The following is a 25182-nucleotide window of genomic DNA, read 5'->3' as shown; positions in this document are numbered from 1 at the left end:
AAAGCTTAGTAAGCGTTTTCCTCACCTTTAAAAATATTGATAACAGTTTTTACGATAATCTTTATATCAAGCAAAAAGCTCCAGTTTTCGATGTACCAAATATCGTATTCTACTCTATTTTCCATATCGCTTAGAACTTTTGTTTCGCCTCTAAAACCATTTACTTGCGCCCAACCCGTAATTCCAGGTTTTGCGTATTGGCGTACCAAATAATTATTGATTAAATCGCTATATTCTTTGGCAAGATTAACCATATGCGGTCTTGGCCCAACAACCGACATGTCTCCAAAAAAGACATTAAAAAACTGAGGCAATTCGTCGATACTAGTTTTACGAATAAAGCCACCAAATCTAGTTATACGGCTATCTCCTTTTTGTGCCTGTTTATTATGAGCAAGACCATTTATATACATGCTTCTAAATTTCAGACATGTAAAAGATCGATTATCTCTACCCGATCTTTCTTGTTTAAAAAACACAGGACCAGGCGATTCTAGTTTTATAATAATCATAATAATTGGAAACAGCCACGGAAAAACCAGCAAGATTACCAAACCTGAAAAACAAATATCAAAAATCTTTTTGAGAAGTCTGTTTGAAGCAAATTCCAGAGGTTCTGGACGAAACATTAAAACAGGTGTGTTTTCATAAAACGCAACCTCTACTTTACTTGCTTTTGTATACAGCTGAAAATCTGGAATAAATTTAATACGAACCATGTTCTGTTCACAAATTTTGGTTAGTTCGTTAATGATTTCGATGTTGTCAATATGCAATGCCACATACATTTCATCTACTTCATTCTCGTTCAAAAATGCTTTAATAGCTTCAAAATCTCCGATAATCAAATTGGGATCAACAATTTTCTGATCCTTTTTTTCATCAAAAAATCCTAAAAAACGATATCCGTAAGTCAAATCTTTCGCTAGTACTTTTCGAATTTTTTCTCCAGACTCGTTTACGCCAACAACAATAAAGGTTTTAAAATTATATCCTTGCGCTCGAACATATTTTAAAAGTTTCATTGAAAAATATCGGGAAAACATCAGCAATCCAAAAAATATCAGGTAGAAATAAAACAAACGAAGTCTTGAAATATCATTATATTTTAGGTAAACAACGAATATTGAAACCAAAGCGGCGTGAATTGAAATCTTTTTGATAGTTCTCCACAATATCGATTCTATTGGTTCTACCCTAACACTTCGATTGGAATCTTTTTGGAGCAATAATGCCACCCAAATTAAAATGGCTACGAGCGAAATGGTTTTTTCGTCTTTAGACAATAATTTATCCAAATTTCCAAATCTTGCCAATGCGGAAAGTATAGTTGCGAGATTCAACAAAACAATATCGACTACTACAAACAAAAGTTTATAATAACGTGAAATTCGATAGTGCGATAATTTTTGTAGAATTTTCATGTCGGGGGCTTGATTTTATCCAAAAGAATAAAAAAGACTTTTATGCAAAATAACACTTAAATTATATTTTTTTTATACTTATTTCATTCTATTATTTAAAACTTTACTTTTATCTTATGCAGACTTAACATTGCACTCATGCTAAAAATTGTTTTTTTCTTTTTAACAATCACCACTTCGGTTTACGCCCAAATTTCTGGTTGCACAGATCCACAGGCAGAGAATTACAGTTTGTCATCTAAACAAAATAATGGAAGTTGCACCTACAAAAATTTGAAACTCACGCCAGAATATTCTTTTCGATTAAGTGATTCTATAAAAGAAACTTCGGGATTAATTGCTTTTGAAAATTTACTTTGGACACACAACGACGATCATGACACTACAATTTATGGTTTAGATTCTTTAGGAAGAATTAAAAAGAAAGTTGTTCTTCCGGTAGTTATCAATCATGATTGGGAAGAAATCTCTCAAGACGATACTTATATTTATATCGGCGATTTTGGAAACAATTATGCTGGAAATAGAACCGATTTAAGAATTCTCAAAATCGAGAAAAAGTCTTTTCTAGAAGAAAATCCAAAAATAGAAACCATTTCATTTACTTATTCTGATCAAACTGATTTTTCTCCTTCAAAACCAAACAAAACCGATTTTGATTGTGAAGCTTTTATTATTTCCAAAGACAGCATTTACTTGTTTACCAAACAATGGAAAACGTCTAAAACTACTATTTATGCACTTTCAAAAGAATCTGGATCTCAAATTGCAAAATTAAAATCGACATTAGACACAAAAGGTTTGGTCACTGGCGCCACCTATTTGGAGAACAAAAAACTAATTATTTTGTGTGGCTACACTAAAGTTGGAAAACCTTTTTTTTATCTGCTTTACGATTTTAAAAATCAGGATTTCTTGTCTGGAAATAAACGAAGAATCGATTTAAGACTTCCTTTTCATCAAGTAGAAGGAATTGCAACAAAAGACGGACTTCATTATTTTATTACCAACGAATCTCTCGTTCGAAAACCTATTTTAAACAATCCGCAACAAATTCATTATTTTGATCTGAGTTCTGTTCTTGGTTTGTATCTCGATAAATAATTCGCTATTGTAAGATAATAGTTTACTTTTGCAGAAAGTTATGTTTTAGAATACATCATAACTCATAATTTATAACTTATAATTACAAAGTGAATTACTTATCTGTAGAAAATATATCGAAGTCATTTGGCGAAAGAGTCCTTTTTGACAACATTTCTTTTGGAATCAATAAAGATCAAAAAATCGCTTTTATTGCAAAAAATGGTTCAGGAAAAACAACCATTATGAGCATTATTAATGGTTTGGAAGAACCAGACACTGGACAAGTTGTTTTAAGAAAAGGAATTAGAATGGCATTTCTATCTCAAGACAACAACCTTCAAGATGAACTTACGATTGAAGAAAGCATTTTCGCTTCAGACAATGAAACGCTTAAAGTTATTGAAGCTTACGAAAAGGCTTTAGAAAATCCTTCTGACGAAGAAGCTTACCAAAAAGCTTTTGATGCTATGGATCAGCATAATGCGTGGGATTTTGAAACGCAATACAAACAGATTTTATTTAAGTTAAAACTAGAAGATTTTAAGCTTAAAGTTAAAAATCTTTCTGGTGGACAGAAAAAACGTCTTTCTTTGGCTATAATCCTAATCAACCGTCCAGATTTATTGATTCTAGATGAGCCAACCAACCACTTAGATCTTGAAATGATCGAATGGCTTGAAAGTTATTTTGCAAAAGAAAACATTACATTGTTTATGGTAACGCACGACCGTTTCTTTTTGGAACGCGTTTGTAATGAAATTATAGAATTAGACAACGGAAAATTATACCAATATAAAGGAAACTATTCGTATTACTTACAGAAAAAAGAAGAAAGAATTACTTCTGAAAATGCCAGTATTGACAAAGCTAAAAACCTTTTTGTAAAAGAATTAGAATGGATGCGCCGTCAGCCAAAAGCGAGAACGACTAAATCAAAATCACGTCAGGATGACTTTTACATTATTAAAGAAAAAGCACAAAGCCGACGTAAAGAAAATAAAGTTGAGCTTGAAATAAATATGGAAAGAATGGGAAGCAAAATTATTGAGCTTCACAAACTTTCTAAGAAATTTAAAGATCGTGTTATTCTAGATAATTTCAGTTTTGATTTCCAGCGTGGAGAAAGAATCGGAATTATTGGTAAAAACGGAACTGGAAAATCGACTTTCTTAAATCTTTTGACAGGAACAATTCCGCCAGATAGCGGACGTGTTGTAAAAGGAGATACTATCAAAATTGGTTATTATACACAGTCAGGAATTAATCCAAAACCGGGACAGCGTGTTATTGACATTATAAAAGAGTACGGAGAATATATTCCGTTGACAAAAGGAAAGATTATTTCTGCATCGCAATTATTAGAGCGTTTCCTTTTTGATGCTAAAAAACAATATGATTATGTTGAAAAGTTAAGCGGTGGAGAATTAAAACGTTTATACTTGTGTACAGTTCTAATTCAGAATCCGAACTTCTTGATTCTCGATGAGCCAACAAACGATTTGGATATTGTGACTTTGAACGTTCTTGAAAGTTTCCTTTTAGATTATCCTGGATGCTTATTGGTGGTTTCTCACGACCGTTATTTTATGGATAAAATTGTCGATCATTTATTTGTTTTTAGAGGACAAGGAGAAATCGAAAATTTTCCTGGAAACTATTCTGACTTTAGAGCATATGAAGACAGTGCAGATGTTGCCCAAAAAGAAGAAAACAAAGCAGAAAAGAAAGATTGGAAACAAAATAATCCAACAGGAAATTTAAGTTTTAACGAGCAAAAAGAATATCAGAAAATCGAAAGAGAAATTAAAGATCTTGAGGCTGAAAAAGCTAAAATCGAACAATTATTCTCTGACGGAAAAGTAGCAGATACTGATATCGAGAAAAAAGCAAATGAACTGCAAAATATCATAAACAAGATCGATGCAAAAGAAGAACGCTGGTTTGAGCTTTCTGCTAAAATTGAAGGATAATTTGTTGCACAGAGATTTACAAAGAAATCTCTGAATTACACAAAGTTTTTTTGTGATTCTTTGAGTCTCTTTGTAAATCTCTGCGAAACAAAAATTATCTTTCGCTTTATTAAATATTAAAAAAATACCCTAAATGAAAAAATTATTAGCTGCCGTATTTACCTTAACATTATTTATCTCTTGCAACAGCACAGAAAAAGACACACCTTTTACTCCTCCAAAAGATTATAGTGCAGAGAATGACAAAGAAATCACAGATTATCTGACTAAAAATAATTTGACTGCAACAAAAAGTACTACAGGTCTTTATTATATAATTAACGAGCCAGGAACAGGCGCGCAACCAACCGCTACTTCAAAAGTCACTGTTGCATACAAAGGTTATTTTACCAATGGAAGCCTATTTGACAAAAGTACAGATAGCGGATTGACTTTTCCTCTTAATGAAGTTATTAAAGGTTGGACAGAAGGAATTACTTATTTTAAAGAAGGAGGAAGCGGCGTTCTTCTTATTCCTGCACATTTAGGTTACGGAAGTTCTCCTCGTCCTGGAATACCAGCTGGATCAGTACTTCTTTTCGACGTAAAATTGATTAAAGTAAACTAACATCCAATAGCTAAATTTCTAGATGTTCTTTCAAATTAAATCTTATCTAACTTTTCTTTGGCATTCTAAAAACGAACATGCAGTGCATTCGCCATTTGTTTTCAGCCTGTTAACTAAATGCTTTTATGATAAGAAATCTAAACCAGAATACGCCATTCTAAAAAAATACAGAAAATCGCTTTTAGAGAATAAAAATTTCATTGAAGTAACCGATTTTGGAGCTGGTTCAAGAGTTTTTAAATCAAATAGAAGGCAAATTTCTAAAATCGCACAAACAGCAGGAATTTCGCCAAAACGTGCAGAATTATTGTTTCGCGTAACCCATTATTTTCAGCCTTCAACTATTCTAGAAATAGGAACATCTTTGGGTTTAGCAACTGCTGCATTAGCTTTAGGAAATCCGAAAGCGAAAGTAGTAACAATAGAAGGTTGTCCAAATACTGCAAATATTGCTCAAAATCAATTAACTGAATTTGATTGCAGTAATGTAGAAAATGTAATTTCTGAATTTGAATCTTTTTTGATTTCTGAGAACATTCAAGCAACAAATTATAATCTGATATATTTTGACGGAAATCATTCTAAGAAAGCAACTTTAGAATATTTTGACCTTTTATTGCCAACAATCGACAATGATTCTGTTTGGATTTTTGATGATATTCATTGGTCAGAAGATATGGAAGAAGCTTGGGAGATTATAAAAAATCACCCAAAAGTAAAAGTCACCATTGATACTTATCAGTGGGGATTTGTATTCTTTAGAAGAGAACAGCCGAAAGAGCATTTTATAATTAGAACATAAAAAAAGACGATCAGAAATGATCGTCTTTTTTACTAATTCAAAATTTTAAAATCTTATTTTTTTGCTTCTTTATTTTCTTCAGATTTAGCTCCCATTCTGTTTATCTTATACATTGGTGCAAATTTAATTTTCAAACCAGCAATTTTTCGGTTATCCTCAGCTGTCAAACCTTCTTTTTCAACTGTATTTTTACGACTGTCAAGAGCTTCGTACATTAATTTAATTTCATCCCAGTCTTCTCTAGAATATTTGTCTTTATTATTTTCTACAGTATGAACAAACTGCTGATAAACGCTATGAATATTTTGGGCGTTAACCCAGCTAAAACTCATATCATCACCAATTCTTCCTGCACCAAACAAAGCATCTCTTAACTGCTGTTTCGGACTAGGAGCTGGAGGGGCAAATTGGGCGGTCATTTCATTTTTAAATTCCTCGTATTTAATTTTACTTGCATTTATTTTCTCTGTTGCTGCAGCATTGTCTTTAATGTCTGCTAATGCCGCTTGCGCTTCTTGAGATCTTCTATCGTACTCTGCTTCTACACTTTTCCAATTGTCTTTTAAATCGGCTGCGGCTACATTTTTAACAGAGTCAACATATACAACGTAGTTATCTACTGTTTTTTGAGCTTTTTCTTGTTTCTCGTCTTTACACGATGTTAACCCTAATACTAATAATGCAATTCCTGTAGCTATTTTGATATTTTTCATAATCTTGATTATTTAATTAATTGATTAATCAAATTTACTAAACCCAAGACGCAATAAATTACATTATTATCATGTTTTTAAAATTAAAAATATCTTAAATCTATAAAATTAACAAAACAATGACAATTATATAAAAACAATTCAAAAACATATAACTCATTTCTATTTAAAAAACATATTCTTTTAAAACTTTATTTCTGAAAGCGTTTTTGTAACAAAAACCAATTCTCAACTACTTATAATTTTTATTGAAAAGTGTTTTGTACTTTTAAATCCAAAATTGTAAAAGGAAATGGCTGAACCATTAATTAAAATAACCGACATTAGACGAAATTTTATTTTGGGCAATGAAACGGTTTATGTTTTAAAAGGAATAAATCTAGAAATACAAAAAGGCGAATATGTTGCTTTAATGGGACCTTCTGGATCTGGAAAATCAACATTAATGAATTTATTAGGCTGTTTGGACACGCCAACCTCTGGACGTTATATTTTAAACGGAAAAGATGTCAGTCAAATGAAAGATGATGAATTGGCCGAAATTAGAAACAAAGAGATTGGTTTTGTTTTTCAGACATTCAACCTTTTGCCTAGAACTACTGCTTTAGATAATGTTGCATTACCAATGATTTATGCCGGTTACGGCAAATCTGAAAGAATTGCACGTGCCACCGAAGTTTTAAAACAAGTTAATTTGGCCGACAGAATGGATCACCAGCCGAATCAGCTTTCTGGAGGACAACGCCAGCGTGTTGCCGTTGCAAGAGCTTTAGTCAATAAACCTTCGATCATTCTTGCCGATGAACCAACAGGAAACTTAGACAGTAAAACTTCTGTAGAAATCATGAAACTTTTTGGAGATATTCACGCACAAGGAAACACCGTAATTCTTGTAACTCACGAAGAAGACATCGCGGCTTATGCACATAGAATTATTCGTTTGAGAGACGGTTTAATTGAAAGCGACACAAGAAAATCTGTTTAACCGTTTATTTGGTTAATCGTTTAATCGCAAAAAGAGAAAACTTAGAATCTTAGTATCTCAGAACCTTAGCATCTTAAAAAAAATGAAAGTATATACCAAAACAGGCGATAAAGGCACAACGGCACTTTTTGGAGGAACCCGTGTACCAAAAGATCATATCAGAATTGACAGTTACGGAACTGTTGATGAGTTGAATTCTTATATCGGATTAATCCGTGATCAAGCAATAGATTCGCATTATAAAACGATTTTAATCGAAATTCAAGACCGACTTTTTACTGTTGGTGCCATTTTGGCAACTCCACAAGAAAAAGAAGTTTTAAAAAACGGAAAACTTCGCTTAGAAAATCTCGGAATAATTGATTCCGATATTGAATTGCTCGAAAACGAAATAGACAAAATGGACGAAAGCCTTCCGCCAATGACGCATTTTGTTTTACCAGGAGGCCATCCAACTGTGTCACATTGTCATATAGCACGCTGTATTTGTCGCAGAGCAGAACGTTTAGCCGTGCATTTAAGTCATAATGAACACGTTCCTGAAATAGCAATTACTTACTTAAACCGACTTTCTGACTACCTTTTTGTCTTGGCACGAAAGTTGTCCTCAGACTTAAAAGCGGAGGAAGTGAAATGGATACCCAGAAAATAAATCTTCTGGAAATTCCAAATTTTTGAAATCCCAAATTCCAAGGAAAAAGTAAAAATCCAGGAATTTAAATTACATAGAAAAATTCTGAAACTAGGCGCTATAACTGCCTTTTTTGGAGTTTGGAATTTAAAAATTGGAATTTAGCAATTGACGTTCTTAAATTTTATTAAAATAAATCAAAATTTACTTGTCTTTTTCAGTAAAAAATTTATTTTTGCACAAACTAAACAGATAACAGATGTATTGGACATTAGAATTAGCATCTTATTTAAGTGATGCGCCATGGCCTGCTAACAAAGACGAACTTATAGACTACGCTATTAGAGCTGGTGCTCCATTAGAAGTAGTAGAAAACCTTCAATCAATCGAAGATGAGGGTGAGATATATGAATCAATGGAAGAAATTTGGCCTGATTATCCAACAGACGAAGATTATCTTTGGAATGAGGATGAATATTAAAAAATAAACCAAAGAAAAAAGTCTCTCATCATAGAGACTTTTTTTTTGGTTCAAATACATATTATATAATAAAGAAATACAATAAATCATGAGTTTCATAAACAGTATTATTAAAGTCTTTGTCGGCGATAAGTCGCAAAAAGATGTCAAAGCTTTACAACCTTACTTAAACAAAATTAAAACATTCGAAGCTCCTTTAATGAGTCTATCAAACGACGAACTAAGAGGAAGAACCGTTTATTTTAAAGATAGAATTAAAGAAGCTAGAGCTGATAAAGATGCTAAAATTGCTTCTTTGAAAGCAGAAGTAGAAAACATCGAAGACATCGATAAAAGAGAAGACATTTATGATGCAATAGACGCTCTTGAAAAAGAGGCTTATGAAATCTCTGAAAAAACTTTATTGGAAATTCTTCCAGAAGCGTTTTCTGTAGTAAAAGAAACGGCTCGTCGTTTTAAAGAAAACTCTCACATTGAGGTTACTGCAACTGCAAAAGACCGCGAATTCTCAGCAACAAAATCATACATTACCATTGATGGCGAAAAAGCGATCTGGGCAAACAAATGGAATGCTGCTGGAAAAGATATCACTTGGGACATGATTCACTACGATGTTCAGTTAATTGGTGGTATGGTATTACACGAAGGTAAAGTTGCCGAAATGCAAACGGGAGAAGGTAAAACTTTGGTTGCTACACTTCCTCTTTACTTAAATGCTTTAACTGGAAACGGAGTTCACTTAGTTACAGTGAATGACTACTTAGCAAAACGTGATAGTACTTGGAAAGCTCCTTTATTCGAATTCCACGGTTTATCTGTAGATTGTATCGACAATCACCAACCAAGTACAGAACAAAGAAAGAAAGCATACGACGCTGATATCACTTACGGAACTAACAATGAGTTTGGTTTTGACTACTTAAGAGATAATATGGCGCACTCGCCAAGCGATTTAGTGCAGAGAAAACACAATTTTGCAATTGTCGACGAGGTTGACTCTGTATTAATTGATGATGCTAGAACTCCGCTTATCATTTCTGGACCAGTTCCTCAAGGAGATCGTCATGAATTCAACGAATTGAAACCAAAAATTGAAAACTTAGTTGCACAACAACGTCAGTTAGCAAATGGTTTCTTGGCAGAAGCTAAAAAATTAATCAAAGAAGGTAATACTAAAGACGGAGGTTTCCAATTATTGAGAGCTTACAGAAGTTTACCTAAAAATAAAGCATTAATTAAATTTTTAAGTGAAGAAGGAATTAAACAATTGCTTCAAAAAACTGAAAATCAATACATGCAAGATAACAATCGCGAAATGCACAAAGTTGACGAAGCTTTGTATTTTGTGATTGAAGAAAAAAACAATCAGGTAGAATTGACAGATAACGGTATTAAATACCTTTCTGGAGATACTGATGCAGATTTCTTCGTTTTACCAGACATTGGAACAGAAATCGCTGCGATTGAAAAACAAAAATTAGACAAAGACGCTGAAGCTGAAGCTAAAGAAAGATTATTCCAAGACTTTGGTGTAAAAAGCGAGCGTATCCACACTCTTACTCAACTTTTAAAAGCTTACGCTTTATTCGAAAAAGACGTAGAGTACGTTATCATGGACAACAAAATTATGATTGTCGATGAGCAAACTGGTCGTATCATGGACGGACGTCGTTACTCTGACGGTCTTCACCAAGCGATTGAAGCTAAAGAAAACGTAAAAATCGAAGCTGCAACTCAAACTTTTGCAACAGTTACATTACAGAACTATTTCAGAATGTACAACAAACTGGCTGGTATGACTGGTACAGCTGTTACAGAAGCAGGAGAGTTATGGCAGATCTACAAATTAGATGTTGTTGAAATTCCGACAAACCGTGGAATTGCAAGAATTGATAAAGAAGATTATATCTACAAAACAACACGTGAGAAATTTAACGCTGTAATCGAAGATGTTACAGAATTATCTCAAGCAGGAAGACCAGTATTGATCGGAACAACTTCTGTAGAGATTTCAGAATTATTAAGCCGTATGCTTAAAATGAGAGGAATCACTCATAACGTATTGAATGCTAAAATGCACAAGCAAGAAGCACAAATCGTTGAAGAGGCTGGTAAAGCTGGAGTTGTAACAATTGCAACAAACATGGCTGGTCGTGGTACCGATATTAAATTATCTCCAGAAGTAAAAGCTGCGGGAGGTTTAGCAATCGTTGGTACAGAGCGTCATGATTCTCGTCGTGTAGACAGACAGTTACGCGGTCGTTCTGGTCGTCAAGGAGATCCGGGAAGTTCTCAATTCTACGTTTCTCTTGAAGATAACTTAATGCGTTTATTCGGTTCTGAAAGAGTTGCGAAAGTAATGGACAGAATGGGATTGAAAGAAGGTGAAGTTATCCAACATTCTATGATGACTAAATCTATCGAACGTGCTCAGAAAAAAGTAGAAGAAAACAACTTTGGTGTTCGTAAACGTTTATTAGAATATGATGACGTAATGAACTCTCAACGTGAAGTAGTTTACAAACGTCGTCGTCACGCATTGTTTGGAGAGCGTTTGAAACTAGATATTGCTAATATGCTTTATGATACTTGCGAATTAATTGTAAGCAACAATAAAGTTACAAATGATTTCAAAGGATATGAGTTTGATTTAATTCGTTATTTCGGAATCACATCTCCAATTTCTGAAGCTGATTTCACAAAATTATCAGATATCGAAATTACTGGAAAAGTATACAAAGAAGCTTTAGCATTCTATACTGAAAAAACAGAAAGAAGTGCAAGAGAAGCTTTCCCAATTATTAAAGGAGTTTACGAAGAACCAAACAACCATTTCGAAAGAATTGTAGTTCCATTTACAGACGGAATCAAAACTTTAAATGTTGTAACTGACTTGAAAAAAGCTTACGATAGCGAAGGTGCTCAATTGATTGCTGATTTCGAGAAAAACATCACTCTTTCTATTGTTGATGAAGCTTGGAAGAAACACTTGCGTAAAATGGACGAATTGAAACAATCTGTTCAATTGGCTGTTCACGAGCAAAAAGATCCATTGCTTATCTACAAATTAGAAGCTTTCAACTTGTTCAGAGGAATGTTGGATAACGTTAACAAAGAAGTAATTTCATTCTTATTCAAAGGTGATTTACCAGCTCAAAATGTTCCTGAAATTCACGAAGCAAGAGAAGTGGCACGTCCAAAAGAAAATTTACAATTAAGTAAAGACGAAATTCCAAATAGCGAAAGTATGAACCGTGAAGCTGGAGAAACTCAACAGCGTCAAGTTACTGAAACTATCGTTAGAGATATGCCAAAAATCAACAGAAACGATACTGTTGTAGTTCAAGAAATTGCTACTGGTAAAACAGAAACAATGAAGTATAAAAAAGCTGAAGCTTTAATCGCAGCTGGAACTTGGGTTTTAATTAACTAATAAGAATCCAATCTAAATATAAAATCCCCGATTACAAACGTAGTCGGGGATTTTTTTATTTTTCTATTTTGCCACGAATTACACGAATTTTCACGAATTACTTTTTAATTATTTCCGAAAAATTAGTGAGAATTCGTGTAATTCGTGGCAAACAAATTATCTCGGATTATCTTGATAATAACGTTCTTCAATTCGTTTAATATCTTTTATAGAGTTTTTCGCCCAAAGCAAACGTTTTACTAAAATTTCTTCATCAGTCAATTTCCAATCAATATTAGATCTTCTAAGTCTGTTTGTTAAGCTTTGAATAATAATCGCTGCCGAAACCGAAATATTTAAACTTTCTGTAAAACCAACCATCGGTATTTTTAAGAAACCATCTGCGTTGTCCATAATTTCTTTTGACAAACCTTCTTTTTCTGTTCCGAAGAATAATGCGCTTGGTTTTGTAATATCAAAATCTTCCAACATACAATCTTTTTCGTGTGGAGTTGTGGCAATAATTTGATATCCTTTGCTTTTAAGATCAGAAAGGCATCCAGAAACCGAATCAAATCGATTAATATCAACCCATTTTTGCGCGCCTAAAGCAATTTCTTTGTCGATTCTTTTTCCAAAACGCTGCTCAATTACATTTAATTCCTGAATTCCAAAAACTTCACAGCTTCGCATCACGGCGCTTGTATTGTGCATCTGATAAACATCTTCTACTGCAACTGTAAAATGTTTTGTTCTATTTTCTAGTACTTTTAAAAAATTAGCTTTTCTATTTTCTGTCAATATATTTTCTAAGAATGCGAGGTAATCTAAATCAATCATTTTATTTATGTTTGGCGCAAAAATAATAAATAAAAGAGAAAGAAGTCTTCTCCTTATTTTCAGTCAGCTAAAATCTTCAATCAAATTGGCATTAAGCTTTTCGTGCAAAATGTTGAGCTGAGATAAATTAGTAGACAAAACATCATCTTTATACGAATCTCCATTAAAAACTGCACTTTCATTTTTAGAATGTCTTTTAAGACGTTCCAACATCACATTTAGTTCGTTCTCAGAATAATCGACATTAATAAAAGTTATAAATCGTTCTATAACATTTTTCATTCCATCATTATAATTCAGCATTATTACATTTTGGTCTATTTCATAAAAATCTAGAAAACTTTGAAAATATTTTTCTAAAACCAAAACTTGATATTGCCGAAAGCTTAATTTTTCATTTTCCGCCGAAGTAATTCCAAAAACACTTAACGGAATTATATTAGGAACCATATGCATGCCCGCCATCTTTTGATGAGATCTTAAAACTTCTCCTGGATTTCGATACAATAATGCAAAAGGAGTCTCAGGAAAAATAGATCTTAAATATGAACTTTTAAAAACACTCCAAGCATCTAGTTTTATAATTAAATGTTTTTGTTCGGGAAATCTTTTCTGACCTAAGAATTTCAAAACTGATTTCAGTAAAAGCGTTTTAGTATCCTCATCAAAAGCGTCAGTTCTTAGAATCTGATCGATTATAGAGGCTTCAGAAACCATTATATTTTCAGAAGAAGTTGCAAGAGACTGACTCAACATAGTAGATCCGCATCTTGATACATGAAAAACAAATCCTTTTAACTCAACAAAATCTAATTCTTTAGACCAATCAATACTATTTTGTATTGTACTTATAAATTTAAATTGCTTCGAATTATAACTATGACTTTGGCATTTCGCAATAGTTTCATCAAAAAAAGGATCGATAAAAGGCACGTCTGCTAAATAAAGCCATTCGAAATAAACCTGATTATCATTTTCAATCAATTTAGCTGGAATCCAATTCGAAATAAGGTCTTTTACATTTTCCATTTTATGAGTTCATTTGCGATTGAAGTTCGGCAATAATCTTAGTATTAGTTTCTGACGGGTTTCTAGAAAGCTCTGCTATAATTTGTCGTTTTACCTCTTCTGAATATTCATATTTCGACACATAATTCAAATCAAAACCCATTTTAGAAAACAATAGATCAGACCATTCATTTCTTATACAATCTAATGTTAAATGAATTCTAGGCTCTGTGCTTTTGTTCTGCACACTATGTGGCAATTGAAAATTAGCGTACCAGCACTCTCCCATTTTCATTGGAACCAATTTATGATCTACATAAAAATAAACTTCAGGATTGGTAATAATAGGAATATGAATCCTAAAAAAACCATCTTCATAAGAAGTATCATTATCTACGTGCTCTTTAATTTCACTTTGAGGTCCGAGTCTTAATAATCTCACGGCTTCTTTTTCGCATTGAAACCAATCCATTATTTCCTTAAAATAAAAACAATCGTCAAGCAAAGGCGTATTCTTATATTCTTCATTCGGAAAAGAAAGAATATCATTTTCTAATCCCGATTGCGATCGCAAAGAAACACTTGTCCAATTTCCTTCATATCGATTGGTATTAAAATGTGGTGTCCACAGATTTTTTTCGCAAACCCATAAATCATTTTGCAGTTTATCTACAGAAAAAGATATAGGAAGTTGGCAGGAAGAAGGATTCATAATCTTAAGAATTTAAATTGCTAAGTATAAAATGGTAGAGTTTATTGGTAGAAACCGAAACTGTTTCTGCATCTGTTTTTAATACTAAATCTGCTTTTATAGGAATTTCAAAAACATCACTTATTCCTGTAAAACTTCTAATTTTATTTTGATCATTATCGGGCAATAATGCTCTCCTGTATAATCCTTTCGGATCTCTTTCGATCAAACTAGTAATGGCGCAATCCAGAAATACTGTTTTAACAAATTCAAAAGACCTTAATTCATTTCTAAGGTTTTCATACGGATTTATAACCGACATCAAAACGATTTTATTTTCGTCGATCAAACTTCGGCCAACATTAAAAAGACGTCTAACATTTTCGCAACGATCTTCTTTAGAAAATCCTAAATCTTTACAAATTGTTTGTCGGTAAATATCGCCATCTACAATTTCGGCTTCATAATTATTTTGAAGCAAAAGATGTCTGACATTTTCTGCCAACGTCGTTTTTCCAGAACCAGATAAACCTGTAAATTGAATTAAAATCATTTTAACATCACTTTTTTCAAACACATCATTAAAAATAAGTAATTCATAATGAGAGACAAAGAGTATAAATACGGATTATTTTCTTGTAAAAAGAATCGCCAATCCTTGCTATTTCTTAAGTTTTTAAAGATAGAAATCACTATTTTTATCTTTTAATAAACAAAAATGAAAAAGAAACTTGTTGTTTTAACAGGAGCAGGAATTAGCGCCGAAAGCGGAATTAAAACTTTTCGTGACAGCGATGGATTATGGGAAGGACATGATGTAATGGAAGTTGCCACTCCAGAAGGCTGGTACAAAAATCAGGAATTGGTGCTGGATTTTTATAATAAAAGACGCCAGCAGTTAAAAGAAGTAAATCCGAATTTGGGTCACATAATTTTGGCTGAATTGGAAAAAGATTTCGACGTACAAATTATCACTCAAAATGTTGACGATCTTCATGAGCGTGCAGGAAGCACAAACGTTTTACATTTGCATGGCGAATTATTAAAAGTTAGAAGTACGCAGAATAAAAATCTAATTTTAGATTGGACTGAAGATTTGCATACAGGAGATTTAGATACAAACGGAAATCAACTACGTCCGCATATTGTTTGGTTTGGCGAAGAAGTTCCTGCGCTCGAAGAAGCAATTGACATAACCGAAACTGCAGATTATTTTGCTGTAATCGGGACTTCACTGCAAGTTTATCCAGCAGCTGGATTAATCGCTTATACACCAAGTACAACTCCTGTTTTTTATATTGATCCAAAACCAATTGCGATTCCGAATCTTCGAAATAAAGTCGAAACAATTGCAAAATTTGCTTCTGAAGGGGTTGCCGATATGAGAGAAAAATTATTGACCTTAGAAAAAACAACATGATTTTTGAAAGCTGGTTACAGCAATTAACTCAATTCAATATCTTCTGGCTCTTTGTTTTCTTTTTAGTAGAAAATGCAGTGTTAGTTGGATTATCTGTTTTAATTGGAAAAATTCTGGAACCAGAAAACACTTTTTTAAAGAATAAAGATCGAAAATGGGTGCTTTCTACATTGATCTGTAATACATTTATAACTTTAATAGGATTTGAATTGTATCGCTATGGAATCCTGATAATAGATTTTTCGGCATCTATTCAACTTATCATTTTTGATACTCTTTTATTGATTCTTTTAATGGATTTTTTCATGTTTATTTTTCATTTTCTAGTTCATCACTTAAAATGGATGTATCCAATTCATAAGCTGCATCATACACATGTAGAAACCAATGTTTACAGTTTGTATGTTCTACATCCTATTGAAACTTTAGGTTTTGGATTTATTTGGCTGTTTTTAATTACGATTTTGAAGTTTAATTATCTGAGCATCATTATTTATTTGATTCTAAATCTTTCTTATGGAATATTTGGACATTTAAAAAAAGACATATTTCCCTCTTTCTGGTACAGCAATTACTTTACAAAATGGATTTCTACTACGAAATTTCATAATGATCATCATAAAAATGAATCTCGCAACTACGGTTTTTACTTCACAATCTGGGATAAAATTTTTAAAACCATAATTTAAGCACGAATATAGCTTTCAGAAGTTTTAACAATAGCTTATATTTGCACCTTTCGAAAAAACAACATCACAATGACTACTCTAAACGAATTGAATGCTATATCTCCAATTGATGGAAGATATAGAAATAAAACTCAAAATTTAGCACCTTTCTTCTCTGAAGAAGCTTTAATAAAATACCGCGTTTTGGTTGAAGTGGAATACTTCATTGCGTTATGCCAAATTCCGTTGCCTCAGTTGAAAGGTATTGATTCTAGCTTATTTGAAAGCTTGAGAAACATTTACAAAAACTTCTCAACAGAAGATGCGCTTTGGATTAAAGAAACAGAGAAAGTAACCAATCACGACGTAAAAGCGGTTGAATACTTTATTAAAGATGCTTTTGAAAAATTAGGTTTATCTCAATACAAAGAGTTCATTCACTTCGGATTAACGTCTCAAGATATTAACAACACTGCTATTCCGCTTTCTACAAAAGAAGCGTTTGAGCAAGTTTATATGCCAACCTTAATTGCTGTAATTGCAAAATTAAAAGAATTAAGCGTTGAATGGAAAGACATCCCGATGTTAGCGCGTACACACGGACAACCAGCTTCTCCTACTCGTTTAGGAAAAGAGATTTTGGTATTTGTTGAGCGTTTAGAAGAGCAAATGCGTTTGTTATTCAATATTCCGTTTGCAGCTAAATTTGGCGGAGCAACAGGAAACTTTAATGCACACCACGTAGCATACCCACAAATTGACTGGAAACAATTCGGAAATAAATTTGTTGAAACAGATCTTGGTTTAAAACATTCATTCCCAACAACACAAATTGAGCATTACGATCATTTTGCTGCTTTCTTTGATGCTTTAAAAAGAATCAACACTATTATCATCGATTTAGATCGTGATATCTGGACGTATGTTTCAATGGATTATTTCAAACAAAAAATCAAAGCTGGAGAAATTGGTTCATCTGCAATGCCACATAAAGTGAATCCAATTGATTTTGAAAACTCTGAAGGAAATTTAGGAATTGCAAATGCTATTTTTGAACATTTGGCTGCTAAATTACCAGTTTCAAGATTACAGCGTGATTTAACTGACAGTACTGTTTTACGTAATGTTGGTGTTCCTTTTGGACATACTATTATTGCTTTTGAAGCGACTTTGAAAGGTTTAAATAAATTACTTTTAAACGAAGGTAAATTTGCTGAAGATTTAGAGAAAAACTGGGCAGTTGTAGCAGAAGCTATCCAAACAATTTTACGTCGTGAAGCTTATCCAAATCCATATGAAGCTCTAAAAGGTTTGACTAGAACCAACGAAGCAATTGACAAAAATGCAATTCATAACTTCATTGCAACTTTAGAAGTTTCAGACGCTGTTAGAGCAGAATTATTAGCAATAACGCCTAGCAACTACACAGGAATTTAAGAAAAACACCAAATATTTTACCAAAAAAAGCTATCTTTATCGAGATAGCTTTTTTTATTTAACTCGGAGTAGTCCAGATTACTTCACTTAGCTTTATTTTCGTTGGAGTTCAGTGAATTACACAAAAAAAGCCTTTTGTTCAGAAAGCAAGAGTTGAACAAAAAACTTTAAGTGAAAAGCTGGATCAAGCTCACCGAAAACCAAAATGCCACATATGATTGCACTAAGCGCCGCTGCTGAAACTACACACCACTTACAACCTTTAATTAGTGATTTAGGTTTAATCCTAATGACTGCCGGAATTGCCGTTCTATTATTTAGAAGATTGAAACAACCTTTGGTTTTAGGCTACCTGATTGCAGGTTTTTTGGCTGGAAACCATTTTGATTTTTTCCCATCAATAACCGACATGAAAAGTGTCGAAGTTTGGGCCGAAATCGGGGTGATATTTTTGCTTTTCAGTTTAGGACTCGAATTCAGCTTTAAAAAACTAATGAAAGTTGGAGGGACTTCGTCTGTCACGGCCATAACGCAAATTATGTTTATGACCATAATTGGTTATTGCGTAGGACAGTGGATGGGCTGGGGAAAAATGGATAGTATTTTCTTGGGAGCAACACTTTCTATTTCGTCCACAACTATTATTATCAGAGCTTTTGATGAATTAGGAGTTAAAGGGAAAAAATTCGTTGGAATTGTTTTCGGAGCTTTAATTGTAGAAGATATTGTTGCCATTTTAATGTTGGTTTTATTATCTACTATTGCGGTAAGCGACCAGGTTTCAGGAACAGCATTACTGCAATCTGTTTTAAAACTTATTTTCTTCTTAATCATATGGTTCTTAGGAGGAATATTTATTATTCCGACAATCTTTAAAAAAGCAAAACATCTATTAACTGATGAAATGTTGCTGATTATCTCATTGGCACTATGTTTAATGATGGTAATTTTTGCTTCAAATGTTGGTTTTTCTCCTGCATTAGGTGCTTTTATTATGGGATCTATTATTGCTGAAACGACGATGGCTGAAAAAATTGAACATTTAATTCAGCCCGTAAAAGATTTTTTTGGAGCCGTTTTCTTTGTATCTGTTGGGATGTTAATTAATCCTGTAACATTGGTAAATTATGCGCTTCCTGTTGCTATAATCACTTTGTTAACCATATTCGGAAAAGCATTCAGTTCTTCTATCGGAGCTTTAATTTCTGGCCAGCCGTTAAAACAATCTGTTCAAACGGGAATGAGTTTGGCACAAATTGGAGAGTTTTCTTTTATTATTGCCACTCTTGGAATGACTTTAAAAGTTACAAGTGATTTCTTATACCCTATTATTGTTGCCGTATCTGCAATTACCACTTTTACTACTCCATTCTTAATTAAATATTCAGAGCGTTTTGCCTTCTTTCTAGAGTCAAAAATGCCTAAAAAATGGGTTAAAAACATTAACCGATATAGTGTGAATGCGCAAGCCATCAAATCTGTAAGCACTTGGCAGATTGTACTTCGTTCTTCGATCACACAAATTATTCTTCACACCATTATTATTACAGCAATTATTTTATTGTCATCAAAATTTGTTGCACCATTGGTTGCAGATACAAGATTCGGAAATACTTTGGCGGCTTTACTGACTTTAGTTGCAATTGCACCGTTTTTGTGGGCGCTTTCGCTTCGTCGTGTAAAAGTAGATGAAGTTGAAGCTCTTTGGGAAGAGCGAAAATATCGTGGCGCACTTTTAATGCTTATCTTAATCAGAATGAGCCTTGGCTTGTTCTTTGTCGGGTTTTTATTAAATATCTTTTTCTCTCCTTTGGTTGCTTTTGTAGCATTGATTATTGCCATTGGGGCTTATCAAATTTTCCCTAAAAAATTAAACGAGCAATATCATAAAATTGAAAATCACTTTTTGAAAAACTTCAACGATCGTGAAAATAAAAAGATCGACAGAAGATATGCTAATTTAATGCCTTGGGACGGACACATGTCTTTCTTTGAAATTAAAAAAGAATCCAATTTAGTTGGTCAGACTTTACAAGAGCTTAAAATTCGTGAGCAGTTGGGAATTAATATCGCTTACATTAAACGAGGAGAAGTCACTATTCCGATTCCTACCAAAACCGAACGTTTATTTCCTGGCGATGAAATTTGCGTAATTGGAACCGACGCTCAAATTGCAGAATTCACAAAATTCTTAACTCAAAACGAAACAGAACCACCTGCAAAAGTAGAAGAAACCGATATTGTTTTACGTCAACTTGAAGTTTCTCAAGACGAATTCATTCAAAAAAGCATCGGACAATTTAGAGCCAAAACAGACGGAATGGTCGTAGGAATTGAAAGAAACGGAAATCGTATTCTAAATCCAGAATCTAGTTTAATCTTAGAAAAAAATGACATTCTCTGGGTTGTGGGGGATAAGAAAAAAATGAATGCTTTGTTGGCAGCGAAGTAAGGTTCTGAGATACTAAGATACTAAGGTGCTAAGGTTCTAAGCTTTTATATATAAAGCGTTGAAATTTTCATAAATCGAAAATCTCAGCGCTTTGTGTTTTTATTACGTTTGGCAAAATAAAAAATGCTAAAATTCAAAGCAAAAACTTAGAACCTTAGCACCTTAGTATCTTAGAACCTCAAAAAAACTATTTATTCGGCTGCGGTGTCAAACGCAAATAAGGTTTGATTGGTGTATGTCCTTTTGGGAATTTAGCTGGAATATCACTGTCTGGAATTGCTGGCGCAATAACTACATCTTCTCCATCTTTCCAGTTTGCAGGAGTTGCAACACTATAATTTGCAGTCAATTGTAAACTGTCAATTACACGAAGTAATTCGTCAAAATTTCTTCCTGTAGAAGCTGGATAAGTCAGCGTTAATTTGATTTTTTTATCTGGTCCGATAACAAAAACAGAACGAACTGTAAACTTGTCACTTGCATTTGGATGAAGCATGTCGTACAGATTTGCTACTTTTTTATCCTCATCTGCAATGATTGGGAAATTCACTTCTGTATTTTGAGTTTCGTTGATATCTTTAATCCATTCTTTATGAGACTCTAGGCCATCTACACTCAAAGCAATAACCTTAGTATTTCTTTTTTTGAATTCTGGAACATAGTTCGCTACAGTTCCTAATTCAGTAGTACAAACCGGAGTAAAATCTGCTGGATGCGAAAATAAAACACCCCAAGAATCTCCTAACCATTCGTGAAAGTTAATTGGTCCTTGCGTCGTTTCTGCATGAAAATCTGGTGCTATATCGCCTAATCTTAATGTTGACATAATTTATCTTTTTTAGTTCCTCTAAAATTAACCAAAAAAAGCATATAGAAAACATTGATTTTCTTAAAAAAAGTTAAAATTCTACTTTGTCGATATAATTAGTATTTTACTGCTAAATAAAAGCGAGAACAAAGTACCAAAAAGCAAGTGTTACAAAGGAAATCGGAATTCCAAAACCAATCATCATACTACTCAGTTTTGGTTTTAATCCGTATGTTGAAGCCAAGATTGCACCTGTAATCATGGGTGCCATTGCCGTTTCCATGATGGTAATTTTTATTACTTCAGAATGCTGATTGAAAATAAAAACATACAATACAAAAATGACAAAAGGAATTAAAAGCAGTTTAAAGAAAAGTCCTAGACGTAAAAATTTCCAATGTTGGCTTTTTCGATCAAAAGTTAATTGCAAGCCAACCGAAAGCAAAGCTAAAGGTGTTACCAAACTTCCTATTTTTAGCAGAATAGATTCAAAATTGTCATTTAAATGATAATCAAAAATATTCATCAAACATGCCAAAACGAACATGATAAAAGGCGGGAATAAAATAATCTTTTTGAAAATCCCTAATGCATTCGGGCTTCCTTTAGAATAAAAAGCAGCCGTAAAAACACCAAGAGTTGAAACCACTACAAAAGTTCCTGGCTGATCTACCAAAACGGCAGTTTCTAAACCTTTCTTTCCATACAAAGCTTCTATAATTGGATAACCAAGAAAAGAACTGTTGCTTAATCCTGCCGTTAGAATCAAACATCCTATCAATTTATTTGACCATCCATTTCTTCTTCCTAAAAAATGAAAAAATAGAAAAGCCAAAATATAAGTAATCCACCCCGCACCTATCGGAAACAGTAATTCACTACTCCATTTTATTTTCGGAATATGATATAAAGTAATGGCAGGAAGGCAGAAATAAATAACAATTTTATTAAGCGTCTTATAAATATGAGTAGGAAATTGTTTTACTTGTTGTAAAACTAGACCTAACGAAAGAAAGAGAAATATTAAAATAAAGTTGTTCATATAATAAGATTACAGCAAAAATAGTTATTTCCATTTTGTGAAAAGTGAAAAGAAAATAGTAATTAACCCTTTTAAAGGAATCACAACTATTGATTTTCTTTTGTTAAACCTATAACACTACACCAAAAACCATTCACTTTCAAATAATTAACAATCACTTTTTACATTCTAGTAATCTGTTTTTACCAAAAATTAGTTAAATTAGTACTTTGTGTTGCAAAAACATGTAAATTTGTAACATATTTTATTACAGTATGATTTCAGGTAAATTTGCCATAACGATTCACATTCTTACTTTGCTCCATAAATTCCCAAATGATTATTTGTCATCGGAGTTTATTGCGGGAAGTATTAATCTTAATCCAGTATTGGTAAGAAAAGAAATTGCCAACTTAAAAGCACATCATATCGTAGAAAGTAAAGAAGGAAAAAATGGCGGGACAAAATTGGCAGTAAACGCTGCTGAACTGACTTTAAAACAAATATTCGAAATGACTTTTGAAACGATTGGTTTAGGTTTTGCTAAAAATCAGCCAAATCCTGATTGTCCTGTTGGAAAAAACATCAATCAGCATTTGGAGAATTTATATAGCGAAATGAATCAGAAAGTGAGCGCACAGCTTGAAGGCATTTCATTGGAAGATTTTTCGAATCAATTTTAAAAACTATTTTTTTATCCAAAACTGTAACATTTTTTATTACTAAATAAATTTATATATTATGAAAATCGCACTTATCGGAGCTACAGGATTTGTTGGCTCAGCAATTTTAAACGAATTAGCAGATAGAAAACATGAAATCACTGCTATTGCAAGAACTCCAAAAGACACCCCAAACGCTACTTGGGTTGCTGCAGATATTTTTAATGTTGATGCTTTGGCAGAAATCTTAAAAGGTCACGATGCTGTGGTTAATGCTTATAACCCTGGATGGACAAATCCAAATATTTATGATGACTTTTTAGCTGGTTCTAAAGCTATTCAAGAAGCAGTTAAAAAATCGGGAGTAAAACGTTTTATCACTATTGGTGGTGCAGGAAGTTTATATGTTGCTCCAGATTTACAGGCAGTTGATACTCCAGATTTTCCAAAAGAGATCTTCCCTGGCGCAAACGCAGCAAGACATTATTTAAACATTATTAAAGAAGAAAAAGATTTAGATTGGGCATTCTTTAGTCCAGCTTTCGAAATGCATGCTGGAACTAAAACAGGAAGAACTGGAAAATATCGTTTAGGTTTAGAAAATCCTGTTTTTAACGATGAACAAAGAAGCATTCTTTCTGTAGAAGATTTAGCCGTTGTTATTGCTGACGAAGTAGAGACTCCTAAACATCACCAAGTACGCTTTACAGCTGGTTACTAAAAAGTTTCTAAGATTCTGAGGTACTAAGATTCTCAGTTTTTTTGCCACGAATTACACAAATTTCCACGAATTATTCTTTTGCTTATTTTGAATAAAAATTAATGAAAATTTGTGTAATTCGTGGCAAACTTTTTTTTACTCATTTTGAGAATAACAAATTAGTGTAAATTCGTGTAATTCGTGGCAAACTAACTTTTTGAAACTGTTTTTGTTTTCTGTACTTTTACATTTCTAAAAAGTGCGTTTTGTCAAATTCTAATAAACAAACTGGCAGCATCTCTGAAAAAGCTGGAATTTCACCTCCCGAAATCACCAATATTTCGGCTATAAATCAAATTAAAAGCAAACGCAGACAACAACCTACTTCTCAAGAATTAATTAATGGCATTTTAGAAGGAAATAGAACTTCTTTAAGTCGTGCCATTACTTTAATAGAAAGCACCAATCCTGATCATTTTGAAAAAGCAAGCGAAGTAATTCAAGGCTGTTTAGCTCATGCCAATAAATCAGTTCGAATTGGAATTACAGGTGTTCCTGGAGTTGGAAAAAGCACTTTTATTGAAGCTTTTGGAAAACATTTGACACAATTAGGAAAAAAAGTAGCGGTTCTAGCAGTCGATCCAAGCAGTTCGCTTTCTCATGGAAGTATTCTCGGTGATAAAACCCGAATGGAAGAATTGGTTAAAGACGAAAATGCTTTTATTCGTCCAAGTGCTTCAGGTGAAACTTTAGGAGGTGTAGCGCGCAAAACTCGAGAAACCATTATTCTTTGTGAAGCCGCTGGTTTTGATACTATTATTATCGAAACAGTTGGTGTTGGCCAAAGTGAAACTGCCGTTCATAGTATGGTCGATTTCTTTTTGCTATTGAAAATTTCTGGCGCAGGCGACGAACTTCAAGGCATTAAACGCGGTATTATGGAAATGGCAGATGCAATTGTCATTAACAAAGCGGACGGTGATAATATAAAAAAAGCAAATCAGGCGAAATTGGAGTTTAATCGCGCTTTGCATTTATTCCCTCCAAAAAAATCGAACTGGCAACCTAAAGTTACTACTTGCAGTTCTCTAACAAAAGATGGAATTCGTGAAGTTTGGAATACGATTTCTGATTATTTTGAAATGACGAAAGAAACAGGATTTTTTCAAGAAAAAAGAAATGAACAAAATCATTTCTGGATGATGGAAACCATCAACGAACAATTGAAACAGAATTTCTATAATCAGCCAGAAATCATTTCCCTTTTAGAAGAAAGCAAAAAAGCAGTGCAAAACAATGAGATTTCATCTTTTGCAGCTGCTTCTGAGTTGTTAAAATTGTATTTTAAAAAAAGGTTCTAAGAT

The 25182-nt window shown here is 33.1% G+C and carries 23 protein-coding genes; 15 read left to right on the top strand and 8 right to left on the bottom strand.

Features of this window, described 5'->3' with window-relative positions; genetic code table 11:
* Positions 1 to 5 precede the first annotated feature (5 nt).
* The gene (locus JC605_RS22540; RefSeq protein ID WP_233074209.1) at positions 6 to 1424 is read right to left on the bottom strand and encodes an undecaprenyl-phosphate glucose phosphotransferase; all 1419 of its coding nucleotides are present in this window, start codon (positions 1422 to 1424) and stop codon (positions 6 to 8) included.
* A gap of 138 nt (positions 1425 to 1562) precedes the next feature.
* Between JC605_RS22540 and JC605_RS22535 the strand changes: the two genes are divergently transcribed.
* The 4 genes from JC605_RS22535 (at position 1563) to JC605_RS22520 (ending at position 5889) form a co-directional block, all read left to right on the top strand.
* Entirely contained in the window at positions 1563 to 2528 is a 966-nt protein-coding gene (locus JC605_RS22535; protein WP_198858336.1) for a T9SS C-terminal target domain-containing protein, read from the top strand.
* 89 nt (positions 2529 to 2617) lie between these two features.
* On the top strand, positions 2618 to 4480 hold the full coding sequence (locus tag JC605_RS22530; protein ID WP_198858335.1) for an ABC-F family ATP-binding cassette domain-containing protein: 1863 nt from the start codon (positions 2618 to 2620) through the stop codon (positions 4478 to 4480).
* A gap of 133 nt (positions 4481 to 4613) precedes the next feature.
* Positions 4614 to 5087 (top strand): FKBP-type peptidyl-prolyl cis-trans isomerase, encoded by a 474-nt coding sequence (locus tag JC605_RS22525; RefSeq protein WP_198858334.1) that lies wholly within the window; start codon positions 4614 to 4616, stop codon positions 5085 to 5087.
* Positions 5088 to 5109: 22 nt separating this feature from the next.
* The gene (locus JC605_RS22520; protein ID WP_198858333.1) at positions 5110 to 5889 is read left to right on the top strand and encodes a class I SAM-dependent methyltransferase; all 780 of its coding nucleotides are present in this window, start codon (positions 5110 to 5112) and stop codon (positions 5887 to 5889) included.
* Between the two features lie 53 nt (positions 5890 to 5942).
* Here the strand turns inward: JC605_RS22520 and JC605_RS22515 are convergent, their stop codons facing one another.
* On the bottom strand, positions 5943 to 6602 hold the full coding sequence (locus JC605_RS22515) for a DUF6565 domain-containing protein (RefSeq protein WP_198858332.1): 660 nt from the start codon (positions 6600 to 6602) through the stop codon (positions 5943 to 5945).
* Between the two features lie 292 nt (positions 6603 to 6894).
* Between JC605_RS22515 and JC605_RS22510 the strand changes: the two genes are divergently transcribed.
* The 4 genes from JC605_RS22510 (at position 6895) to secA (ending at position 12132) form a co-directional block, all read left to right on the top strand.
* Positions 6895 to 7587, top strand: a complete 693-nt coding sequence (locus tag JC605_RS22510; protein WP_198858331.1) for an ABC transporter ATP-binding protein — start codon at positions 6895 to 6897, stop codon at positions 7585 to 7587.
* Between the two features lie 82 nt (positions 7588 to 7669).
* Positions 7670 to 8239, top strand: coding sequence for a cob(I)yrinic acid a,c-diamide adenosyltransferase (locus tag JC605_RS22505; RefSeq protein WP_198858330.1), 570 nt, complete (start codon positions 7670 to 7672; stop codon positions 8237 to 8239).
* A 238-nt stretch (positions 8240 to 8477) separates the two neighbouring features.
* Positions 8478 to 8699: a DUF2795 domain-containing protein gene (locus tag JC605_RS22500; RefSeq protein WP_007138072.1), complete on the top strand. Its 222-nt coding sequence runs from the start codon at positions 8478 to 8480 to the stop codon at positions 8697 to 8699.
* An 88-nt stretch (positions 8700 to 8787) separates the two neighbouring features.
* Positions 8788 to 12132: a preprotein translocase subunit SecA gene (gene secA / locus JC605_RS22495; protein WP_198858329.1), complete on the top strand. Its 3345-nt coding sequence runs from the start codon at positions 8788 to 8790 to the stop codon at positions 12130 to 12132.
* 156 nt (positions 12133 to 12288) lie between these two features.
* Here the strand turns inward: secA and JC605_RS22490 are convergent, their stop codons facing one another.
* From JC605_RS22490 to cysC, 4 genes are all read right to left on the bottom strand, one after another.
* Positions 12289 to 12951 carry an RNA methyltransferase gene (locus tag JC605_RS22490; RefSeq protein ID WP_198858328.1) on the bottom strand — a complete coding sequence of 221 codons (663 nt, stop codon included), beginning with the start codon at positions 12949 to 12951 and terminating at the stop codon, positions 12289 to 12291.
* Between the two features lie 63 nt (positions 12952 to 13014).
* A complete protein-coding gene (locus JC605_RS22485; protein ID WP_198858327.1) occupies positions 13015 to 13980 on the bottom strand; it encodes a sulfotransferase family protein in 966 nt (321 codons plus the stop codon).
* A 1-nt stretch (position 13981) separates the two neighbouring features.
* Complete coding sequence (locus JC605_RS22480; protein ID WP_198858326.1) at positions 13982 to 14671, bottom strand: aspartyl/asparaginyl beta-hydroxylase domain-containing protein; 690 nt, start codon at positions 14669 to 14671, stop codon at positions 13982 to 13984.
* A 4-nt stretch (positions 14672 to 14675) separates the two neighbouring features.
* Positions 14676 to 15227, bottom strand: coding sequence for an adenylyl-sulfate kinase (gene cysC, locus JC605_RS22475; protein ID WP_370569086.1), 552 nt, complete (start codon positions 15225 to 15227; stop codon positions 14676 to 14678).
* Between the two features lie 141 nt (positions 15228 to 15368).
* Between cysC and JC605_RS22470 the strand changes: the two genes are divergently transcribed.
* The 4 genes from JC605_RS22470 to JC605_RS22455 all read left to right on the top strand — a co-directional run bounded on the left by JC605_RS22470 (position 15369) and on the right by JC605_RS22455 (position 20627).
* The gene (locus JC605_RS22470) at positions 15369 to 16070 is read left to right on the top strand and encodes an NAD-dependent deacylase (protein WP_198858324.1); all 702 of its coding nucleotides are present in this window, start codon (positions 15369 to 15371) and stop codon (positions 16068 to 16070) included.
* Positions 16067 to 16759, top strand: coding sequence for a sterol desaturase family protein (locus tag JC605_RS22465; protein WP_198858323.1), 693 nt, complete (start codon positions 16067 to 16069; stop codon positions 16757 to 16759). Before JC605_RS22470 ends, JC605_RS22465 begins: the two co-directional genes overlap by 4 nt.
* A 69-nt stretch (positions 16760 to 16828) precedes the next feature.
* The gene (purB, locus tag JC605_RS22460; RefSeq protein WP_198858322.1) at positions 16829 to 18175 is read left to right on the top strand and encodes an adenylosuccinate lyase; all 1347 of its coding nucleotides are present in this window, start codon (positions 16829 to 16831) and stop codon (positions 18173 to 18175) included.
* 214 nt (positions 18176 to 18389) lie between these two features.
* Positions 18390 to 20627: a cation:proton antiporter gene (locus tag JC605_RS22455; RefSeq protein ID WP_198858321.1), complete on the top strand. Its 2238-nt coding sequence runs from the start codon at positions 18390 to 18392 to the stop codon at positions 20625 to 20627.
* A gap of 187 nt (positions 20628 to 20814) precedes the next feature.
* On the opposite strand, the gene JC605_RS22450 is transcribed toward JC605_RS22455, so the two are convergent.
* Both JC605_RS22450 and JC605_RS22445 read right to left on the bottom strand, forming a co-directional pair.
* Positions 20815 to 21453: a peroxiredoxin gene (locus JC605_RS22450; RefSeq protein WP_198858320.1), complete on the bottom strand. Its 639-nt coding sequence runs from the start codon at positions 21451 to 21453 to the stop codon at positions 20815 to 20817.
* Positions 21454 to 21565: 112 nt separating this feature from the next.
* Positions 21566 to 22477: an AEC family transporter gene (locus tag JC605_RS22445; protein WP_198858319.1), complete on the bottom strand. Its 912-nt coding sequence runs from the start codon at positions 22475 to 22477 to the stop codon at positions 21566 to 21568.
* 254 nt (positions 22478 to 22731) lie between these two features.
* Here JC605_RS22445 and JC605_RS22440 point away from each other — a divergent pair, with 254 nt between their 5' ends.
* The 3 genes from JC605_RS22440 (at position 22732) to meaB (ending at position 25179) form a co-directional block, all read left to right on the top strand.
* Complete coding sequence (locus JC605_RS22440; RefSeq protein WP_113679775.1) at positions 22732 to 23139, top strand: Rrf2 family transcriptional regulator; 408 nt, start codon at positions 22732 to 22734, stop codon at positions 23137 to 23139.
* A gap of 58 nt (positions 23140 to 23197) precedes the next feature.
* The gene (locus tag JC605_RS22435; RefSeq protein ID WP_177212378.1) at positions 23198 to 23839 is read left to right on the top strand and encodes an NAD(P)-dependent oxidoreductase; all 642 of its coding nucleotides are present in this window, start codon (positions 23198 to 23200) and stop codon (positions 23837 to 23839) included.
* A 245-nt stretch (positions 23840 to 24084) separates the two neighbouring features.
* Positions 24085 to 25179 carry a methylmalonyl Co-A mutase-associated GTPase MeaB gene (meaB, locus tag JC605_RS22430; protein WP_198858318.1) on the top strand — a complete coding sequence of 365 codons (1095 nt, stop codon included), beginning with the start codon at positions 24085 to 24087 and terminating at the stop codon, positions 25177 to 25179.
* Positions 25180 to 25182: the final 3 nt, after the last annotated feature.

Origin of the sequence: Flavobacterium sp. IB48 (assembly GCF_016405855.1) — a bacterium.
GTDB lineage: Bacteria > Bacteroidota > Bacteroidia > Flavobacteriales > Flavobacteriaceae > Flavobacterium > Flavobacterium ginsengisoli.
This window is presented reverse-complemented; position numbering and strand designations above follow the sequence as displayed.

What these genes read in the sequence shown, in the direction of transcription:
- JC605_RS22540 (WP_233074209.1), bottom strand. Translation starts at nt 1,424, where the DNA reads ATGAAAATTCTACAAAAATTATCGCACTATCGAATTTCACGTTATTAT.
- JC605_RS22535 (WP_198858336.1), top strand. Translation starts at nt 1,563, where the DNA reads ATGCTAAAAATTGTTTTTTTCTTTTTAACAATCACCACTTCGGTTTAC.
- JC605_RS22525 (WP_198858334.1), top strand. Translation starts at nt 4,614, where the DNA reads ATGAAAAAATTATTAGCTGCCGTATTTACCTTAACATTATTTATCTCT.
- JC605_RS22520 (WP_198858333.1), top strand. Translation starts at nt 5,110, where the DNA reads ATGTTCTTTCAAATTAAATCTTATCTAACTTTTCTTTGGCATTCTAAA.
- JC605_RS22515 (WP_198858332.1), bottom strand. Translation starts at nt 6,602, where the DNA reads ATGAAAAATATCAAAATAGCTACAGGAATTGCATTATTAGTATTAGGG.
- JC605_RS22510 (WP_198858331.1), top strand. Translation starts at nt 6,895, where the DNA reads ATGGCTGAACCATTAATTAAAATAACCGACATTAGACGAAATTTTATT.
- JC605_RS22505 (WP_198858330.1), top strand. Translation starts at nt 7,670, where the DNA reads ATGAAAGTATATACCAAAACAGGCGATAAAGGCACAACGGCACTTTTT.
- JC605_RS22500 (WP_007138072.1), top strand. Translation starts at nt 8,478, where the DNA reads ATGTATTGGACATTAGAATTAGCATCTTATTTAAGTGATGCGCCATGG.
- secA (WP_198858329.1), top strand. Translation starts at nt 8,788, where the DNA reads ATGAGTTTCATAAACAGTATTATTAAAGTCTTTGTCGGCGATAAGTCG.
- JC605_RS22490 (WP_198858328.1), bottom strand. Translation starts at nt 12,951, where the DNA reads ATGATTGATTTAGATTACCTCGCATTCTTAGAAAATATATTGACAGAA.
- JC605_RS22485 (WP_198858327.1), bottom strand. Translation starts at nt 13,980, where the DNA reads ATGGAAAATGTAAAAGACCTTATTTCGAATTGGATTCCAGCTAAATTG.
- JC605_RS22480 (WP_198858326.1), bottom strand. Translation starts at nt 14,671, where the DNA reads ATGAATCCTTCTTCCTGCCAACTTCCTATATCTTTTTCTGTAGATAAA.
- JC605_RS22470 (WP_198858324.1), top strand. Translation starts at nt 15,369, where the DNA reads ATGAAAAAGAAACTTGTTGTTTTAACAGGAGCAGGAATTAGCGCCGAA.
- JC605_RS22465 (WP_198858323.1), top strand. Translation starts at nt 16,067, where the DNA reads ATGATTTTTGAAAGCTGGTTACAGCAATTAACTCAATTCAATATCTTC.
- purB (WP_198858322.1), top strand. Translation starts at nt 16,829, where the DNA reads ATGACTACTCTAAACGAATTGAATGCTATATCTCCAATTGATGGAAGA.
- JC605_RS22455 (WP_198858321.1), top strand. Translation starts at nt 18,390, where the DNA reads ATGATTGCACTAAGCGCCGCTGCTGAAACTACACACCACTTACAACCT.
- JC605_RS22450 (WP_198858320.1), bottom strand. Translation starts at nt 21,453, where the DNA reads ATGTCAACATTAAGATTAGGCGATATAGCACCAGATTTTCATGCAGAA.
- JC605_RS22445 (WP_198858319.1), bottom strand. Translation starts at nt 22,477, where the DNA reads ATGAACAACTTTATTTTAATATTTCTCTTTCTTTCGTTAGGTCTAGTT.
- JC605_RS22440 (WP_113679775.1), top strand. Translation starts at nt 22,732, where the DNA reads ATGATTTCAGGTAAATTTGCCATAACGATTCACATTCTTACTTTGCTC.
- JC605_RS22435 (WP_177212378.1), top strand. Translation starts at nt 23,198, where the DNA reads ATGAAAATCGCACTTATCGGAGCTACAGGATTTGTTGGCTCAGCAATT.